At 65.0% G+C, this 14,205-nt stretch carries 21 protein-coding genes; 2 read left to right on the top strand and 19 right to left on the bottom strand.

Annotation, left to right across the window (positions count from 1 at the left end):
* Positions 1–27: 27 nt before the first annotated feature.
* On the bottom strand, positions 28–1,272 hold the full coding sequence (locus ABIB58_RS00205; RefSeq protein WP_354038451.1) for an alkaline phosphatase family protein: 1,245 nt from the start codon (positions 1,270–1,272) through the stop codon (positions 28–30).
* 99 nt (positions 1,273–1,371) lie between these two features.
* Here ABIB58_RS00205 and ABIB58_RS00200 point away from each other — a divergent pair, with 99 nt between their 5' ends.
* Both ABIB58_RS00200 and ABIB58_RS00195 read left to right on the top strand, forming a co-directional pair.
* Entirely contained in the window at positions 1,372–2,283 is a 912-nt protein-coding gene (locus ABIB58_RS00200; protein WP_354038449.1) for an ABC transporter ATP-binding protein, read from the top strand.
* A complete protein-coding gene (locus tag ABIB58_RS00195; protein ID WP_354038447.1) occupies positions 2,273–3,118 on the top strand; it encodes a DUF2705 family protein in 846 nt (281 codons plus the stop codon). The genes ABIB58_RS00200 and ABIB58_RS00195 overlap by 11 nt, the downstream gene beginning before the upstream one ends.
* On the opposite strand, the gene ABIB58_RS00190 is transcribed toward ABIB58_RS00195, so the two are convergent.
* The 18 genes from ABIB58_RS00190 to rplX form a co-directional block, all read right to left on the bottom strand.
* Positions 3,090–4,007, bottom strand: a complete 918-nt coding sequence (locus ABIB58_RS00190) for a LysR substrate-binding domain-containing protein (RefSeq protein WP_354038445.1) — start codon at positions 4,005–4,007, stop codon at positions 3,090–3,092. The two genes, ABIB58_RS00195 and ABIB58_RS00190, sit on opposite strands and share 29 nt — an antisense overlap.
* Positions 4,008–4,196: 189 nt before the next feature.
* On the bottom strand, positions 4,197–4,655 hold the full coding sequence (locus ABIB58_RS00185) for a GNAT family N-acetyltransferase (protein WP_354038443.1): 459 nt from the start codon (positions 4,653–4,655) through the stop codon (positions 4,197–4,199).
* An 89-nt stretch (positions 4,656–4,744) separates the two neighbouring features.
* Entirely contained in the window at positions 4,745–5,164 is a 420-nt protein-coding gene (rplQ, locus tag ABIB58_RS00180; RefSeq protein ID WP_017506039.1) for a 50S ribosomal protein L17, read from the bottom strand.
* Positions 5,165–5,268: 104 nt separating this feature from the next.
* Positions 5,269–6,288 carry a DNA-directed RNA polymerase subunit alpha gene (locus tag ABIB58_RS00175; protein WP_039248576.1) on the bottom strand — a complete coding sequence of 340 codons (1,020 nt, stop codon included), beginning with the start codon at positions 6,286–6,288 and terminating at the stop codon, positions 5,269–5,271.
* A 93-nt stretch (positions 6,289–6,381) separates the two neighbouring features.
* Entirely contained in the window at positions 6,382–6,771 is a 390-nt protein-coding gene (rpsK, locus tag ABIB58_RS00170; RefSeq protein WP_013268944.1) for a 30S ribosomal protein S11, read from the bottom strand.
* Between the two features lie 9 nt (positions 6,772–6,780).
* Complete coding sequence (rpsM, locus tag ABIB58_RS00165; protein ID WP_026108555.1) at positions 6,781–7,149, bottom strand: 30S ribosomal protein S13; 369 nt, start codon at positions 7,147–7,149, stop codon at positions 6,781–6,783.
* Between the two features lie 138 nt (positions 7,150–7,287).
* A complete protein-coding gene (locus ABIB58_RS00160; protein ID WP_045811680.1) occupies positions 7,288–8,019 on the bottom strand; it encodes an energy transducer TonB in 732 nt (243 codons plus the stop codon).
* Positions 8,020–8,046: 27 nt separating this feature from the next.
* Positions 8,047–8,607: an adenylate kinase gene (locus tag ABIB58_RS00155; RefSeq protein WP_045811679.1), complete on the bottom strand. Its 561-nt coding sequence runs from the start codon at positions 8,605–8,607 to the stop codon at positions 8,047–8,049.
* 37 nt (positions 8,608–8,644) lie between these two features.
* Entirely contained in the window at positions 8,645–10,024 is a 1,380-nt protein-coding gene (gene secY / locus ABIB58_RS00150; protein WP_017506043.1) for a preprotein translocase subunit SecY, read from the bottom strand.
* A gap of 128 nt (positions 10,025–10,152) precedes the next feature.
* The gene (rplO, locus tag ABIB58_RS00145; RefSeq protein ID WP_017506044.1) at positions 10,153–10,746 is read right to left on the bottom strand and encodes a 50S ribosomal protein L15; all 594 of its coding nucleotides are present in this window, start codon (positions 10,744–10,746) and stop codon (positions 10,153–10,155) included.
* 142 nt (positions 10,747–10,888) lie between these two features.
* Positions 10,889–11,077 (bottom strand): 50S ribosomal protein L30, encoded by a 189-nt coding sequence (rpmD, locus tag ABIB58_RS00140; protein ID WP_017506045.1) that lies wholly within the window; start codon positions 11,075–11,077, stop codon positions 10,889–10,891.
* Positions 11,078–11,080: 3 nt separating this feature from the next.
* Positions 11,081–11,689 (bottom strand): 30S ribosomal protein S5, encoded by a 609-nt coding sequence (rpsE, locus tag ABIB58_RS00135; RefSeq protein ID WP_017506046.1) that lies wholly within the window; start codon positions 11,687–11,689, stop codon positions 11,081–11,083.
* A gap of 12 nt (positions 11,690–11,701) precedes the next feature.
* Entirely contained in the window at positions 11,702–12,058 is a 357-nt protein-coding gene (gene rplR / locus ABIB58_RS00130) for a 50S ribosomal protein L18 (RefSeq protein ID WP_008259637.1), read from the bottom strand.
* A 3-nt stretch (positions 12,059–12,061) separates the two neighbouring features.
* Positions 12,062–12,595, bottom strand: a complete 534-nt coding sequence (gene rplF, locus ABIB58_RS00125) for a 50S ribosomal protein L6 (RefSeq protein WP_039248561.1) — start codon at positions 12,593–12,595, stop codon at positions 12,062–12,064.
* A 1-nt stretch (position 12,596) separates the two neighbouring features.
* Complete coding sequence (rpsH, locus tag ABIB58_RS00120) at positions 12,597–12,995, bottom strand: 30S ribosomal protein S8 (RefSeq protein WP_008262310.1); 399 nt, start codon at positions 12,993–12,995, stop codon at positions 12,597–12,599.
* Between the two features lie 15 nt (positions 12,996–13,010).
* Complete coding sequence (gene rpsN, locus ABIB58_RS00115) at positions 13,011–13,316, bottom strand: 30S ribosomal protein S14 (protein ID WP_017506048.1); 306 nt, start codon at positions 13,314–13,316, stop codon at positions 13,011–13,013.
* Positions 13,317–13,335: 19 nt separating this feature from the next.
* Positions 13,336–13,896 carry a 50S ribosomal protein L5 gene (rplE, locus tag ABIB58_RS00110; protein ID WP_354038434.1) on the bottom strand — a complete coding sequence of 187 codons (561 nt, stop codon included), beginning with the start codon at positions 13,894–13,896 and terminating at the stop codon, positions 13,336–13,338.
* Positions 13,896–14,204 (bottom strand): 50S ribosomal protein L24, encoded by a 309-nt coding sequence (gene rplX / locus ABIB58_RS00105; RefSeq protein ID WP_039248554.1) that lies wholly within the window; start codon positions 14,202–14,204, stop codon positions 13,896–13,898. Before rplX ends, rplE begins: the two co-directional genes overlap by 1 nt.
* Position 14,205: the final 1 nt, after the last annotated feature.

Below are 14,205 nucleotides of genomic sequence, written 5' to 3'. Positions count from 1 at the left end.
CAAATCGTCGGCTCGCCAATCACCCCCTCAGGGCATGGTTACGGGCAAGGTGTCTTGCGCCCGCCCGTCGCCGGCCGGCGCCACGATCCCAAGCATCCGCGCCAGGAAGGGCTGCACATCGACACTGTCAAGATCGTTTAGCCGACGCCCGGCGACCACGCCCGGCCCATGGGCGATGAAGATCGCCGCCATTTCCGGCGCCTGGTTATCATAACCGTGGGCGCCGCCCGCCCGCGTCACCGGCCGATCCCGCGTCGCCGTCAGCCAGCCGGTTTCGACCAGACAAACGATCTGCGCCACGCGTGGATTGGAGCCATAGGCCAGCCGCGCCGGCACATCGGCCTTGTTCCAGCATTCCATATGCGGATGGCGCCCGACCAGCTTGGCCTGCACCTCGGCCTCGCGGCCCGGCGCCGGATCGGCGGTCAGGACCGCTCCGCCATAGCCGATCTTCAGCGCCGCCGGATCGATGATGTCGTCGATCCACACGACCCGGTCCGGCGAGGTCGCCGCCATGCCGTGATCCGACACCACGACCAGCATCGTGTGATCATAAAGCCCCCGCGCCTTCAGCCCCTCGATCAACCGTCCCATCGAGGCGTCGACCGATGCGGCGGCGGCGCGGGTCTCGGGCGCATCGGGGCCGTTGCGATGACCGGCGGTGTCGACGATGTCGAAATACAGCGTCTCCAGCTTCGGTCGCTGAGCCACTGGCAGGTCCAGCCACGACAGCAGACGATCTGCGCGCGCATCGCCCGGCATTCCCTGGTCGAACGGCGCCCACTGGCTGGGCCGCACGCCGTGGATCTCGACCTCCGATCCCGGCCAGAACATGGTGCCGGTGCGCACGCCCGCCTTTTCGGCCGTGACCCAGATCGGCTCGCCCTGATCCCAGAAGCCGCTTTCCTTGCTGGCCATGGTGAAGGCGCCCAGTTTCACGTCGGTGAACCGGTTGCCGACCACGCCGTGGTGGTCCGGGTGCAGCCCCGTCACCAGCGTATAGTGGTTGGGGAAGGTCACGCTGGGGAACGACGGCCGCATCGGTCCGAACGAGCCGCCGGCGACCAGTCCATCCAGCACAGGCGTCTGCCCCTTGCCCAGATAACCCGGCGAGAAGCCGTCGATCGACACCAGGATGACCAGATCGGGACGGGTCGTTTGCGCGGCCTGCTCGACCACCGGCGATGTGCGGGCGGATTGCGGGGCCCCGGCGCAGGACGCGACGGCGAAGGCGGCGGCTAAGGCCAGGCTGGCGGCGACGAAACGAGACATGAACTTACTCCAAGGCGACACTGAACCATTGCCTAAACTTAATGGACGACAGCCACGCGACGGCTTGTGCGACCGGCGTTCACTCGCCAAGCTTGGCGGATGGAAACCGTCATCGACATTCGCGGCCTGACCAAGACCTACGGGACGGTAAAGGCCTTGGACGGCCTGACCCTGTCGATCCCGCGCGGCGGGGTCTACGGCATTCTGGGTCCCAATGGGGCGGGCAAATCGACGCTGTTTCGCACCCTGCTGGGTCTGATTCGGCCGACCGAGGGCGAGGCGACGGTGATGGGCGGTCGGATCGGCGATCCGGCCTCCATGCGTCGCATGGGCTCGATGATCGAGACGCCGCGCTTTCCGCCGTTCATGACCGCCCGCCAGGTGCTGGAATGGCTGGCCCGCGCCCACGGCGGCGTGTCCTCGGCCGAGATCGACAACTGGCTGCAACGCGTCGGCCTGACCGAGGCGGCCAACCGGCGCGTGAAGGGCTTTTCGGTCGGCATGCTGCAACGCCTGGGCGTCGCCGCCGCCCTGATGACCAAGCCGGACCTGGTCATCCTGGATGAACCGACCAGCGGCATGGATCCGCCCGGCATCCAGGAGATGCGCGCCCTGATCCGCAGCCTGGCCGACCATGACGGCGTGACCGTCATCCTGGCCAGCCACCAGCTTCAGGAGGTCCAGCGCGTCTGCGACCGCGTCGCCATCTTCAACAAGGGCAAGGTGATCACCGAGGGCCGCGTCTCCGACCTGACTGCCTCGGGCGAGCGTCTGCGCCTGTCGGTCACGCCTCTGGCCAAGGCCATGTCCGTGCTGGGCGACCGCGCGACGCTCGAGGGCGACGCGGTCGTGGCCGCCGTGCCCCGTAGCGAAGCTGCCGCCGCCATCAAGGCCCTGGTCGAGGGCGGCGTCGATATCGAAGAGGCCCGCTGGATCGGCGCGGACCTGGAAGACATCTTCATGAGCGAAACCGGCTGGACCGGCGTGCAGGAGCAAAACCGTGCTGGCTGACGCGATCCGTTCCGAAACCTACCGCCTGTCCAAGAACTGGGTCCAAGTGGTCCTGGCCACCTTGATCGTTCCGGTTCTCTTCATCGCCGGAGGGACCTTCTTTCTATTCCAAGCCAAGGAGAAGGGCGGTCCTATGGCGATAGCTGCGGGCATAAACCCAAACATGCCCGGCACGCCCGTCAATCTGATGGAAGCGCTGACGTTCGGCGCAGACAAGGGCGCCAACGGCCTGCTGCTGATCTTCATGTTGGTCGCAGCCGCGACCCTCTACGCTGGCGACTATCGCTGGGAAACCTGGCGTCTGATCAGCGCGCGCAACAGCCGCCCCTCCCTGCTGTTGGGTAAGATCGCCGTCATGAAAGCTCTGGCTTTTGCCGGCATGGTCGCATTCCTGATCGCTGCGATCATATTCAACCTGATGAAGGCCGGCATCTTCGAGCGGAGCCTGACATTTTCGGCAGACGGGTCGGCATGGGCTGAGTTCGCATTACTTTGGCTGCTGTCGTGGGTGCGCATCATTCAATTCACGCTGATCGCCCTGCTGACCGGTGTGCTGACCCGTTCGCTCATAGCCGCCCTGTTCGTTCCTTGGGCGCTGGGCTTCGCCCAGTCCCTTTTCGGAACCGTTCTGCCCATGATCGGATGGGATCACGCCAGTTGGAAGGCTCAGTTGCTTTTGCCCGGGTTGGCCTACGACACGCTGAAAGCCATGGTTTCGAATGTGCCGAATGCTCCCTCGTTGTGGCCCAGCACAGTCAGCCTGGCCTTGTGGACACTCGTGCCGCTCATCGCCTCCATCGTCTGGTTCAACCGCCAGGATCTGTCGAAGGAATAGGCGGCGACGGACTGCGCGCGCCTTCCGCGACCAGCCAGTCGCGGAAGGCGTCCACCGCCGCATCTTTGCGACCTTCCGGCCGCAGAAAGATGAACCGGGACGGCCGCTCGACGAAACCGAACGGCGCGGCCAAACGACCGGCCATGACATCGGGCGCCACGAAGGCCCAGGGCGCGATGGCGACGCCCAATCCCGCGATGGCCGCCTCCACCAGCGAATGATTGTGCGCGAACTCCCGCTCCATCGTCGCCGGCGGCAGGGTCACGCCGACCCGTTCAGCCCAAACCGACCACGCCCGACGGAAGGTCGCCGAATGCAGCCGCGGCGCGCGGGCTAAGGCGTCTATCGTTGGCAGCTGGGCCATCATGGATGGCGATCCGACAGGTCCCTGATGTTGAGCCAGAAAAGGCGTCGTTTCGGTTCGCGCATGAACCTGATCCGGCTCCACGATGCGGATGGCGCCGTCGAAACGGTCGCGCCGATAATCGACCAACGCATAAGATTCCGACAGCTTCACACGCACCTCAGGATGCGTCTCCAGAAAGGACGGCAAGCGCGGGATCAGCCATTTCAGAGCGAAGGTCCCCAGACAGGAAATCTCGATCTCCCGAACCGCGCCCTGCCGCGCGCCCTCGACCGCATCGCCGATCGCGCTAAACGCTGGCGTCAGGCCTTCGGCTAGTTTGGCGCCGGTCTCGGTCAACGTCAGCGCATGGCGCGGCCCGACGACTAACGTCACGCCCAGCGAGGCCTGCAAGGCCGCGATCTGACGGCTGACCGCCCCGTGGGTGACACATAACTCGGCCGCTGCACGCGTCATGCTGCCGTGCCGAGCGAACGCTTCGAAGTTTCGCAGCGCATTCAGCGGCGGCGGCGCGCGACCCGACATGTGACCTCTCCTCACAGACCGTCACCCGCTTAATCGATTTCGCGGTCGTCGCCTATCAGGTTCAAGCTTGGCGATGCCGCTCCCGAACCCACCGCCCAAGCCGCCCCGCCGCTCGCCTCAGGATCAGATCGCCTATGGCCTGTGCATTCTGCTCATATGGAGCATGGCGATCGCCGCGCTCTGGGACGGCTAAAGCCGCTTCTCCATGAAGACGTCCGCGCGCACATAGGTCGTAGGACGTGGCGGCAGGTGAACGAAGCCGGCGCTTTCATACAGCGCGATCGCGGGCTTCAGGGCGCTGTTCGTTTCCAGATAGAGGCGGTCAGAGCCCGCTTGCCGCGCCGCCGCTTCACAGGCCTCCAGCAGGCGTCGCGCCAGCCCCAGGCCGCGCGCGGCGGGCGCGACGGTCATCTTGCAGACCTCCACCCCGTCATGGGTCGGGACCATGGCGCAGCAGCCCACGGCCTCCCCATCCCTCTGCGCGATGAAGATGCGCCCGCCCTTGTCCAGGAACACGCCCTGCGGATCATCGATCGCCAGCCGATCCTTCGCTTCGATGGCGAACCCGCCCTCGACCAGCCAGGCGATGCTCAACCGCGCCCAGGCGGCGGCGTGATCGGGACGGAAATCGACGATGGCGACGGTCATTCAACCGTCATGACTGGTTTGAACGCAAAGCAAAAGGGCGGTCGGATCACTCCGACCGCCCTTCCGGCGTTTGGTCAAACGACCAAATCTTAGTCTTCGTCGTTGCCTTCGAAGGCCAGGACCGGACCGGAGTCCTTGCCCTTGGCTTCGACGTCGCGGTCGACGAACTCGATGACGGCCATCGGAGCGTTGTCGCCGTGGCGGAAGCCGGCCTTCATGATGCGGATATAGCCGCCGTTACGCTCGCTGTAGCGCGGGCCCAGCGTTTCGAACAGCTTGCCGACTTGCGGCACGTCGCGAACTTGGCTGATGGCCTGACGACGCGCGTGCAGGTCGCCCTTCTTGGCGAGGGTGACCAGCTTCTCGACGAAGGGACGCAGTTCCTTCGCCTTGGGCAGGGTCGTGGTGATCTGCTCGTGCTTGATCAGCGAGGCGGCCATGTTGGCGAACATGGCGGTGCGGTGGCTGGTCGTGCGACCGAGTTTACGATGGGCGGCGCCGTGGCGCATCTGGGTCTCTCCTACTCCGGAACCGGTATCCCGACAGGGACCTGGAACCGTAATCTTCTAACCGCCCCGACATTCTCCCGAAGGAGACGGGCGGAGGGTTGAACTTAGATCTGGTCGTCGAACTTCTTGGCCAGATCTTCGATGTTTTCGGGCGGCCAGTTCGGCACGTCCATGCCGAGGCTGAGGCCCATCGTCGTGAGAACTTCCTTGATCTCGTTCAACGACTTGCGGCCGAAGTTCGGGGTGCGAAGCATTTCGCCCTCGGTCTTCTGGATCAGGTCGCCGATGTAGACGATGTTGTCGTTCTTCAGGCAGTTGGCCGAACGAACCGACAGTTCCAGCTCGTCGACCTTCTTCAGCAGCGCCGGGTTGAAGGGCAGGTCGGGCTTGCCGTCCGACTGCTCGACAGCCTTCTTGGGCTCTTCGAAGGTGATGAAGATCTGGAGCTGGTCCTGCAGGATGCGCGCGGCGTAGGCCACGGCGTCAACCGGCGTGACCGCGCCGTTGGTTTCGACTTCCAGCAGCAGCTTGTCGTAGTCCAGCGACTGACCCTGACGGGTTGGCTCGACGCGGTAAGCCACCTTCTTGACCGGCGAATACAGGGCGTCGACGGCGATCAGGCCGATCGGCGCATCTTCCGGACGGTTCAGCTCGGCGGCGACATAGCCCTTGCCGTTCTGGACGGTCAGTTCCATGCGCACCGATGCGCCGTCGTCCAGCGTGCAGATGACGTGATCGGGGTTCAGAACCTCGATGTCCGCTGGCACGTCGATCTGACCGGCCGTCACCGGACCGGGGCCCGTGGCGCGCAGCGTCATGCGCTTGGGGCCTTCGGCGTGCATGCGCAGCGCCAGTTGCTTGATGTTCAGGACGATGTCGACCACGTCTTCGCGCACGCCTTCCAGCGACGAGAACTCATGGACCACGCCGTCGATCTGGATGGCCGTGACGGCCGCGCCTTGCAGCGAGGACAGCAGAACGCGACGAAGCGCGTTGCCGAGCGTCACGCCGAAGCCACGCTCGAGGGGTTCGGCGACCAGGCGCGCCTTGCGCTGGGCATCGGAACCGGTCTCGATCTGCGGCTTCTCGGGACGGATCAGCTCTTGCCAGTTTCTTTCGATCATTTTGTCCCTCGAACGGGTTTCGCCTGCTCCGGCCTTGTCGACGAGGCCATGATGGAGCGGACGGAGATTGGGGGTGCCTTAAAACGCTATCGCTTAGACGCGACGACGCTTGGGCGGACGGCAACCATTGTGCGGCATCGGGGTGACGTCGCGGATCGTCGTGATCGTCAGACCGACCGACTGCAGCGCGCGCAGGGCCGATTCACGGCCGGAGCCCGGACCCGAAACGTTCACTTCCAGCGTCTTCACGCCGTGTTCCTGGGCCTTCTTGCCAGCGTCTTCCGCAGCCATCTGAGCGGCGTAAGGAGTCGACTTACGCGAACCCTTGAAGCCCATGTGACCCGCCGAAGACCACGAGATCGCGTTGCCCTGGGCATCGGTGATCGTGATCATGGTGTTGTTGAACGAAGCATTCACGTGGGCGACGCCCGAGGTGATGTTCTTGCGCTCGCGCTTCTTTACGCGACCCGGTTCCTTGGCCATGTGTCTGTCTTACTTCTTCTTGCCGGCGATCGGCTTGGCGGGACCCTTGCGGGTGCGGGCGTTCGTGTGGGTGCGCTGACCGCGGACCGGCAAGCCCTTGCGGTGACGCAGGCCGCGATAGCAGGCCAGATCCATCAGACGCTTGATGTTCATCGACGTCTCGCGGCGCAGGTCGCCCTCGACGGTGTGATCCTTGTCGATCGTTTCGCGGATCGACAGGACTTCGGCGTCCGTCAGCTGGTTCACCCGGCGGGCGGGCTCGATGCCCACCTTTTCGGTGATGTCCTTGGCGGCGGCCGGGCCGATGCCATGGATATACTGAAGCGCGATCTCTACGCGCTTGTTGGTCGGGATGTTGACGCCAGCAATACGGGCCACGAAATTCTCCAGATACGCGTTATTCAGACGCAACAAACGCTCCGGTTAACAAACCAGGAGCGTGGCGCCCTTCGCGGGAAGGCGCCCTTATACAGATGATTCACCGGGCGTCAACATCCGCTCCCGCACGGCGCCGCTTCAGCGTGGCGGGCGGCCGAAATCGACGCCGACGGTGACCCGTTGGCCCTCGACCGGTCGACCGTCTTCGGTCGGCGGCTGGAAGCGGAAATAGCCGGACACCTGCAAGCCGGCCGCGCCGAAGCCCAGGCCGGGGGGTGTCTCTTGAACGACGCGGCAACCGTCCAGCCTACTGTCCTGGCGAATGACGCAGGACAGTTCGACCCGGCCGTAACGGCTGCGGGCGCCCGGCGGGTGATTGGCGCGAATCTGGCCGATGGTGGGACCGGTGACCAGACGCGGTCCGGTCGAGCCGCTGCCGGGGCCGGATCCAGAGCCGACGCCGGATCCGCTGCCTGTCCCCTGCCCGCCCTGGCCGAAGCCGGGTTGCGGCGACGGCGCCGGCGCGACCCCGACGACGGGCGCGGGTTCCGGCGCCTTGACAGGCGGTGCGGGAACTTCGCGCGGGCGTTCCTTGGGCGGAGGCGGCGGCGTGTGAATGACGGATGGCGCAGCGGGTGCGCCGCCGCCGGTCTTGGGCGCCGGGGGTTCGTTGGAAATGGGCGGCGGCGGATCGTAGAGCACGACCTCGAACGGCGGCGGCTCAACCACAGGCGTCTGCGTCGGCCCCCTCACCTGCCCCAGCAACAGAAACAAGCCGATTTCGGCGACCGCAACGGCGACGAATATGCCCGCCATGCGCCATCGACGCAGACGGGTCTTCTCAGGTTTGGGGTCGTCTAATTCAGTCATCAGGCGATCAACGCCCGAAAACGCAAATCAGGCCAAGGCCTCGTCGATCGCCTTGGCAACGGACTCGATCGAGCCCATGCCGTCGGCTTCGGTCAGCTTGCCCTGGGCTTCGTAGTAGGGAAGCAGCGGCGCGGTGTTGCGGTTGTAGGCCTCGAGCCGGACCTTGAAGGACTCCGGATTGTCGTCCGGACGGCCCTGTTCGGCGAAGCGCTTGGCGATCCGTTCGGTCAGGGCGGTGTCGTCCACCTTCAGGCGGACGACGGCGTCGATCTGAACACCACGCTTGGCCAGCATCTCGTCCAGCGCCTCGGCCTGGGCCACGGTGCGGGGGAAGCCGTCGAAGATGGCGCCGCCGGCGGCCTCGGCCTCCGTCAGGCGATCCTCGATCAGGGCGATGACGATCTCGTCGGTGACCAGATCGCCGCGCGCCAGCACGTCCTTGACCTTGAGCCCCAGCTCCGAGCCCGAGGCGATCGCCGCGCGCAGCATGTCGCCGGTGGAAAGCTGGACCATGCCCTTCTCTTCCACCAGCCGCTTGGCCTGGGTGCCCTTGCCCGCCGCCGGCGGTCCGAACAGGATCAAGTTCATGCTTCAGCCCTCCCCTGGGCGTCTGACAACCTAAGACTTAGCGGCGGACGGGCGTGGGAGCGCCGCGACCGCCACGACCACGCAGCTTGGCCTTCTTGATCAGGCCTTCGTACTGGTGCGCCAGCAGTTGGGACTGGATCTGCGCCACAGTGTCCATGGTGACCGAGACGACGATCAAGATAGACGTTCCGCCAAAATACAGGCTGTTGCCGAACTGGCTGACGATGAACTCGGGCAGCAGGCAGACTGCAGTGATGTAGGCGGCGCCGATCACGGTCAGGCGGGTCAGGACATAGTCCAGATATTCCGCCGTGCGCTTGCCCGGACGGATCCCCGGCAGGAAGCCGCCGTATTTGCGCAGGTTCTCGGCCGTGTCTTCGGGATTGAAGGTGATCGAGGTGTAGAAGAAGCAGAAGAAGACGATCAGGGCGGCATACAGCGCCATGAACAGCGGCTGGCCGTGCGTCAGCTGCGCCGTCACCAGCGGCAGCCAGCTCATCCAGCTGGGCAGGTCGGCGTTGGCCGTCATGGTCGCAACCGTCGTCGGCAGCATCAGCAGCGACGAGGCGAAGATCGGCGGGATCACGCCGGCGGTGTTGACCTTCAGCGGCAGGAACGAACGCTCGCCGCCCGCCATGCGGTTGCCTTCCTGGCGCTTCGGATACTGGATCAGAAGACGGCGCTGGGCGCGTTCCATGAAGACGATGAAGACCACGGTGGCCACGGCCAGGATGGCGATGAACAGCAGGGCGAAGGCCGACATCTGGCCCTGCTGGGCCAGGCCCAGCAGGCGGGCGATGGTGGACGGCAGAACGGCCACGATACCGGCGAAGATGATCAGCGAGATGCCGTTGCCGACGCCGCGCGCCGTCACCTGCTCTCCCAGCCACATCAGGAACATGGTGCCGCCGGTCAGGGTCACGACCGTCGAGATGATGAAGAAGATGCCGGGGTTGTCGACCAGACCGGCCGTGCTGTTCAGACCCGCCGCGATGCCGAAGGACTGGGCCAGCGCCAGGAACACCGTCAGATAACGGGTGTACTGGTTCAGCTGCTTGCGGCCGCTTTCGCCGCCTTCCTTCTTCAGCTTCTCCCAGGGCGGATACACCGTGCCCATCAGCTGCACGATGATCGAGGCCGAGATGTAGGGCATCACGTTCAGGGCGAAGATGGCCATACGCTCGACCGCGCCGCCCGAGAACATGTTGAACATGTCCAGGATGCCGCGCTGACCGTCCGGGTTTTGGAAGAACTGCAGGAAGGCCTGCGAGTTGATGCCCGGGATCGGCACATAGGTGCCGATGCGATAGACCAGAAGCGCGCCCAGCGTGAACAGCAGGCGTTTATGCAGCTCGGTCGCTTTCGCGAACGAGCCCATGTTCATATTGGCGGCGAGTTGTTCTGCGGCCGAAGCCATTATGCGTCCCCACGACTGATTGAGTCGTCAGATAGGCGGAAAGCGGCCCTCATGCGAGGGCCGCTTCCGTTCTTTCGTCGTCGCAGATGTAATCAGGTCACGACCTAATCGCCGCGACGACGCGTGACTTAGGCTTTGGCGGCGGTGCGCTTGGTGCGGGCCGAGATCTTGTTCTCGTCGCCGCGCGGCGCCTTGGCGGCCGGAGCCTTGCCCTTGGCGGCGTTGCGCTTCTCGACGCGCGCGGCGGCCTTGGCTTCGGCTTCGATGCGTTGCTCGACGACCGAGCCGCCAGCCGCTTCGATGGCCTTCTTGGCGCCGGCGGTGGCCGACCAGACGACCAGGTTCAGCGCTTGCTTCAGCTCGCCGGTGCCCAGCAGACGCACGCCGTCCTTGACGCGACGGATCACGCCGGCGGCGACCAGGGCGTCGCCCTTCAGTTCCGACTTGGCGTCCAGCTTGCCGGCGTCGACGGCGTCTTGCAGGCGCCACAGGTTCACTTCAGCCAGCTTCAGAGCATTGGCGTTGTTGAAGCCGCGCTTGGGCATGCGCATGTACAGCGGCATTTGGCCGCCTTCGAACCCGCCGATGGCGACGCCCGAACGCGACTTCTGACCCTTGACGCCACGGCCGGCGGTCTTGCCCTTGCCCGATCCGGGGCCACGGCCGACGCGCATGCGCTTCTTGTGGGCGCCTTCGTTGTCGCGGATTTCGTTCAGTTTCATGTGCCTGATCCTTTCGGGTGCTAGCGCCCGGACATTGTCCGGACTCGGCTTGGAAAAAATGAAGGGCCGCTGATAAGCGACCCCTCGGGTATTCGCAAGTGCAGAAACGCCCTCCCCCGGGTTCGGGAGAGGGCGAAACGGCTTACTTCTCGACGATCTCGGTCAGGTGGGCGACCTTGGCGATCATCCCGCGAACCGAAGGCGTGTCTTCCAGGGTCGATTCACGACCCAGGCGGTTCAGACCCAGGCCCACCAGAGTGGCGCGCTGGTCGCTCTTGCGGCGGATCGGCGAACCGGTCTGCTTGACGGTGAGGGTTTTCTTCTCAGCCATGACTTAGGACTCCACGGCTTCGGGCGCCGAGGCGCCGTCGTTGCGGCGGCCCATCAGATCCGCGACCTTCTTGCCGCGCTTGGACGCGACCTGGCGGGGCGAGGACTGGACCTTCAGCGCTTCGAACGTCGCGCGGATCATGTTGTAGGGGTTCGACGAACCGGTCGACTTGCCCACGACGTCCTGGACGCCGAGGGTTTCGAGCACGGCGCGCATCGGACCGCCCGCGATGACGCCGGTCCCGGGAGGGGCGGCCCGCATCATGATCTTGCCGGCGCCCCAACGGCCGTTGCCGTCGTGGTGCAGGGTGCGGTTCTCGCGCAGCGGAACGCGGATCATCGTCTTCTTGGCTTCTTCGGTCGCCTTGCGGATGGCTTCCGGCACTTCGCGCGCCTTGCCGTGACCGAAGCCGACGCGACCCTTGCCGTCGCCGACGACCATCAGGGCTGCGAAGCTGAAGCGACGGCCGCCTTTGACGGTGGCGGCGACGCGGTTGATGTGAACCAGCTTCTCGACGATGTCGGAATCCGGACCATCGACAGCGGGACCGTTGCGGTTGTCACGACGGTTGCGATCGTTGCCGCCGCCGCCGCGTTGGGGTTGTTGCGCCATCTGTCGCGTCCCTTAGAAGTTCAGGCCGGCTTCACGCGCGGCTTCCGCCAGCGCCTTCACCCGTCCATGATAGATGTACTCGCCACGGTCGAAGACGACGTCCTTGACGCCCTTCTCGATGGCGCGTTCGGCGATCAGCTTGCCGATCGCGGCGGCCGCAGCCGTGTCCGAACCGCGCTTGCCCTTGCCGCCTTCCAGCGACGAGGCAGCCACGACGGTCACGCCCTGGGCGTCGTCGATGATCTGGGCCGAGATGTTCTTGTCCGAACGGTAGACCGACAGGCGCAGACGACCGTTGGCGACAGCCTTCAGGCGGCGACGCGTGCGCTCCGAGCGACGCTTGGCTTGTTGTCGAAGAGAAAGAGCCATGACTTACTTCTTCTTGCCTTCCTTGCGACGGACGGTCTCGCCCGCATAACGGACGCCCTTGCCCTTATAGGGCTCCGGCGGACGCAGCTTGCGGATGACCGCGGCGATCTGACCGACGGCTTGCTTGTCAGCGCCCGAGATCTTGATCTCGGTCTGCTTCGGCACGGCGAAGCTGACGCCCGACGGCGGAGCGATGTCGACTTCGTGCGAGAAGCCGAGTTGCAGCGACAGGGCGTCGCCCTTCATCGCGGCGCGGTAACCCACGCCGACCAGCTCCAGCGACTTCTCGAAGCCCGAGGTGACGCCCGTGACCATGTTGTCGACCAGGGTGCGCGACAGACCCCACATCGCGCGAGCGCGAGGCGTGTCCGAACGCGGGGTCAGCGACACCTCGTCGCCTTCCTGCTTGACTTCGATCTCGTCGGCGACGGTCCAGGCGCGTTCGCCCTTGGGTCCCTTGACGGTGATGTTCTGGCCGTCGAGCGTGACAGTCACGCCCTTCGGCACGGCGATGGTTTTCTTGCCAATACGGGACATATCAGTAGACCCTGCAGAGGACTTCGCCGCCGACGTTAGCGTCGCGGGCGGAAGCGTCGGACATGACGCCCTTCGAAGTCGAGAGGATCGAGATGCCGAGGCCGTTCTTGACGGGCTTCAGATCGCCGATCGCCGAATAGACGCGGCGGCCCGGCTTGGACACGCGCGCGATCTCAGCGATGACGGGCTGACCGTCGAAGTACTTCAGCTCGATCTCGAACTGCGGAAACTCACCCGGGTTCTGAACCAGGTTGTAGCCGCGGATGTAGCCTTCGTCCTGCAGCACGTCGAGGACGCGCTGGCGCAGACGGGAGGCCGGGGTCAGCACCTTGGAACGCTTGCGGGTCGCCGCGTTCTTGATGCGAGCGATCATGTCGCTCAGGGGATCGTTGATCATCATGTCTGTTCGCTCCCCTTACCAGCTGGACTTCGTCAGGCCGGGAATCTGGCCCAGGTTGCCCAGTTCACGCAGCGCAATACGGCTCATCTTGAGCTTGCGGTAGAACGCCCGCGGACGACCCGTCACTTCGCAGCGGTTGCGAATGCGGCTCGGCGCGGAGTTGCGCGGCAGGGCGGCCAGTTGCAGGCGCGCCTCGAAGCGCTCCTCCAGCGGCAGGTTTTCGTCGTTGGCGGTCGCCTTCAGGGCGGCCCGCTTCGCGGCATACTTCGCAACCAGGGCCTTGACGGCTTCGTTGCGGTTTACGGCGCTTTTCTTAGCCATTGTGCTCTTCCCTTCCCGCTCAGTTCTTCACGAACGGGAACTTGAACTCGGTGAGGAGAGCCTTGGCTTCCTCATCGGTCTTGGCCGTGGTGCAGACGACAATGTCCATGCCCCACATCTGATCGATCTGGTCGTAGTTGATCTCCGGGAACACGATGTGCTCCTTCAGACCCGTGGCGTAGTTGCCGCGACCATCGAAGGACGTGCCCTTCAGACCACGGAAATCCTTCACGCGCGGCAGCGCGATCGTGATGAACCGGTCCAGGAACTCGTACATCTGGTCGCCGCGCAGGGTGACCTTGCCGCCGATGACCATGCCTTCGCGCAGCTTGAAGCCGGCGATGGAGTTACGGGCCTTGGTGGCGACGGCCTTCTGACCGGCGATGGCGGTCAGATCCTCGAGGGCGGTGTTCGCCTTCTTGGAGTCCGCGACGGCTTCGCCGATGCCCATGTTCAGGACGATCTTGTCCAGCTTGGGCACCTGCATTTCGTTCGTGTAGCCGAACTTTTCCTTCATCACCTGGCGGATGCGAACGTGATACTCGTCCTTGAGGCGCGGGGTGTACTTCTCGGTAGCCATCAGATGACGTCTCCCGTCGTCTTGGCGATGCGGACCTTCTTGTCCCCATCGATCTTGAAGCCGACGCGGGTCGCCTTGCCGTTGGCGTCGGCGATCGCGACGTTCGACAGGTGAAGCGAAGCTTCCTTGTTCTTGATGCCGCCCTGCGGGTCAGCCTGGCTCGGGCGCGTGTGGCGCTGAACCATGTTGACGCCTTCGACGAGGACGCGGTTTTCGGTGGGCAGGACCTTCAGCACGTTGCCCGTGCGGCCCTTGTCCTTGCCGGTGAGGACGACGACGCGGTCGCCCTTCTTGATCTTGGCGGCCATG

Source organism: Brevundimonas sp. UYEF29 (genome assembly GCF_040546195.1).
In the GTDB taxonomy this organism is placed as follows: Bacteria; Pseudomonadota; Alphaproteobacteria; order Caulobacterales; family Caulobacteraceae; genus Brevundimonas; species Brevundimonas huaxiensis.
Note: the sequence above shows the minus strand (reverse complement) of the source record. Positions and strands in the feature narration are given on the sequence as shown.

Coding starts and splice junctions, on each gene's coding strand:
- ABIB58_RS00205 (WP_354038451.1), bottom strand. CDS start 1,272: ATGTCTCGTTTCGTCGCCGCCAGCCTGGCCTTAGCCGCCGCCTTCGCC.
- ABIB58_RS00200 (WP_354038449.1), top strand. CDS start 1,372: ATGGAAACCGTCATCGACATTCGCGGCCTGACCAAGACCTACGGGACG.
- ABIB58_RS00190 (WP_354038445.1), bottom strand. CDS start 4,007: ATGTCGGGTCGCGCGCCGCCGCCGCTGAATGCGCTGCGAAACTTCGAA.
- ABIB58_RS00185 (WP_354038443.1), bottom strand. CDS start 4,655: ATGACCGTCGCCATCGTCGATTTCCGTCCCGATCACGCCGCCGCCTGG.
- rplQ (WP_017506039.1), bottom strand. CDS start 5,164: ATGCGCCACGGCGCCGCCCATCGTAAACTCGGTCGCACGACCAGCCAC.
- ABIB58_RS00175 (WP_039248576.1), bottom strand. CDS start 6,288: ATGATCGAAAGAAACTGGCAAGAGCTGATCCGTCCCGAGAAGCCGCAG.
- rpsK (WP_013268944.1), bottom strand. CDS start 6,771: ATGGCCAAGGAACCGGGTCGCGTAAAGAAGCGCGAGCGCAAGAACATC.
- ABIB58_RS00160 (WP_045811680.1), bottom strand. CDS start 8,019: ATGACTGAATTAGACGACCCCAAACCTGAGAAGACCCGTCTGCGTCGA.
- ABIB58_RS00155 (WP_045811679.1), bottom strand. CDS start 8,607: ATGAACTTGATCCTGTTCGGACCGCCGGCGGCGGGCAAGGGCACCCAG.
- secY (WP_017506043.1), bottom strand. CDS start 10,024: ATGGCTTCGGCCGCAGAACAACTCGCCGCCAATATGAACATGGGCTCG.
- rplO (WP_017506044.1), bottom strand. CDS start 10,746: ATGAAACTGAACGAAATCCGCGACAACGAAGGCGCCCACAAGAAGCGC.
- rpmD (WP_017506045.1), bottom strand. CDS start 11,077: ATGGCTGAGAAGAAAACCCTCACCGTCAAGCAGACCGGTTCGCCGATC.
- rpsE (WP_017506046.1), bottom strand. CDS start 11,689: ATGGCGCAACAACCCCAACGCGGCGGCGGCGGCAACGATCGCAACCGT.
- rplR (WP_008259637.1), bottom strand. CDS start 12,058: ATGGCTCTTTCTCTTCGACAACAAGCCAAGCGTCGCTCGGAGCGCACG.
- rplF (WP_039248561.1), bottom strand. CDS start 12,595: ATGTCCCGTATTGGCAAGAAAACCATCGCCGTGCCGAAGGGCGTGACT.
- rpsH (WP_008262310.1), bottom strand. CDS start 12,995: ATGATGATCAACGATCCCCTGAGCGACATGATCGCTCGCATCAAGAAC.
- rpsN (WP_017506048.1), bottom strand. CDS start 13,316: ATGGCTAAGAAAAGCGCCGTAAACCGCAACGAAGCCGTCAAGGCCCTG.
- rplE (WP_354038434.1), bottom strand. CDS start 13,896: ATGGCTACCGAGAAGTACACCCCGCGCCTCAAGGACGAGTATCACGTT.
- rplX (WP_039248554.1), bottom strand. CDS start 14,204: ATGGCCGCCAAGATCAAGAAGGGCGACCGCGTCGTCGTCCTCACCGGC.